Annotated in this window: 3 protein-coding genes; 1 reads left to right on the forward strand and 2 read right to left on the reverse strand. The window is 41.4% G+C overall.

What is annotated here, in order from left to right; translation table 11 throughout:
• Positions 1–317: 317 nt before the first annotated feature.
• Positions 318–674 carry a type II toxin-antitoxin system HicB family antitoxin gene (locus tag C6P11_RS08685; RefSeq protein WP_135520382.1) on the reverse strand — a complete coding sequence of 119 codons (357 nt, stop codon included), beginning with the start codon at positions 672–674 and terminating at the stop codon, positions 318–320.
• Between the two features lie 13 nt (positions 675–687).
• Complete coding sequence (locus C6P11_RS08690; protein ID WP_087045915.1) at positions 688–882, reverse strand: type II toxin-antitoxin system HicA family toxin; 195 nt, start codon at positions 880–882, stop codon at positions 688–690.
• 228 nt (positions 883–1,110) lie between these two features.
• Here C6P11_RS08690 and C6P11_RS11315 point away from each other — a divergent pair, with 228 nt between their 5' ends.
• Positions 1,111–1,389, forward strand: a complete 279-nt coding sequence (locus tag C6P11_RS11315) for a hypothetical protein (RefSeq protein WP_245299853.1) — start codon at positions 1,111–1,113, stop codon at positions 1,387–1,389.
• Positions 1,390–1,398 lie beyond the last annotated feature (9 nt).

Genomic DNA, 1,398 nt, shown 5'->3' on the forward strand with positions numbered 1-1,398 from the left:
GGACAATCAACACCTTTCGAGACCGTTTGTTAAAAATCGGGGGACGTGTCACTAAGCACGCCCGCAAGGTGATCTTGACGTTAGATAGCCGCATCCAAGAACAATTCGATGGTCTGTTCTGGCGAGCTTGGGAACGACTAAATGCTTTGTGGCAATAAAACAACGAAGTAGATTTTCAAAAAAATAGCAAAATCTGGCTGGTTTTAGTGTGCCCATTTTTCTCAAAAAACGCTCAATCGAAAAAAAACACCCTGAAACCGTGCCAAGGTACTGGCAGTTTCAAGGTGATTTATCGTATTTTACTGATTTAGCTGTGGTTAAAAATTTAGTGCATGAATAATCCGGGTTAAATACTCTGGAATCGAAATGTTTCGTCGCACTGTCTTAGAGACATGTCGTCGATATTCCGCTAAATCATATGCCACAATCATAACTTGCACATTTTCAGGTGCTTCCCATTCTTCCAACGTAACATCCAACGGCGTAGATGGATCCGGATAACTAGTTTCCTCTTCCAAAGCCAACCCTACCGCTTCTTGCGCCATCGCAATTGCGTCTTGGTAATCCGCACCCATAGTAGCTACCCCAACATCAGGGACTCGAACCGTAATTTGACCATCTTCTTCTGTTAAGAAAACGGTTGGATAAAACAGTAATGTGTTCTTTGTCGCCATCCTAATCTCCTTATTAATCTAAGCCAGCTTGCTTCAAAATCGCTCGCTCAAGTCCTGTTCCTAATTCTTTTCCCCCAGTATGATAAGGTACCACCACACTTTTTCCCGTTCGATAGTTCTTAAATTGCTTATGACTACCATTCTGACGTACTTCAACAAATCCATTTTGCTGCAAATACTTAATCATCACGCGTACTGATTTAGGCATGTATTCTCCCTTAGAATTATACACAATATTGTGTATAAAATACAGTGTCGTCTTTTTCTGCTTTTCCAGACTGCCTGTATTAGTTGCGATAGGGCAGTGGAAACTTTTTCAGTTTTGCGTATGTTTTTAAAAGTCTCTTTCAATGAATATCCTGATTGTCAACATTCATAAAATCGTCACGGAAATTTGGTATCCTGGTTACAAACAAAGAAACACGGGGAATTTCTAATGCTTACTGAACACCAATTGATTGCTGAGCTTGCTCAAATCGCTGAAGCTAGTGAAAAGGTTGGCCAACGCACGCGCAACATTTACTTGGGTGCTAGTTGGTTCAACGAGGAACAACAAAACATCTTGATGCAAGGATACCAAGCATTGAAGGCTAACTTGGCGCTGATGTCAAGATTATGGACAGGTTTTTTCGGCACCGAGAGGTGCCGGACTCCGAAAATTTTTCAAAACCCGGATTTCAGCTTAAAAAGGCGTCATTTCTCGGTGTTTTTGTAGGTAGAACAG

Origin of the sequence: Weissella confusa, assembly GCF_004766315.1 — a bacterium.
Taxonomy (GTDB): Bacteria; Bacillota; Bacilli; order Lactobacillales; family Lactobacillaceae; genus Weissella; species Weissella confusa_A.

Excerpts from the sequence above, each read along its gene's own strand:
- C6P11_RS08685 (WP_135520382.1), bottom strand. The coding sequence starts at position 674 with ATGGCGACAAAGAACACATTACTGTTTTATCCAACCGTTTTCTTAACA.
- C6P11_RS08690 (WP_087045915.1), bottom strand. The coding sequence starts at position 882 with ATGCCTAAATCAGTACGCGTGATGATTAAGTATTTGCAGCAAAATGGA.
- C6P11_RS11315 (WP_245299853.1), top strand. The coding sequence starts at position 1,111 with ATGCTTACTGAACACCAATTGATTGCTGAGCTTGCTCAAATCGCTGAA.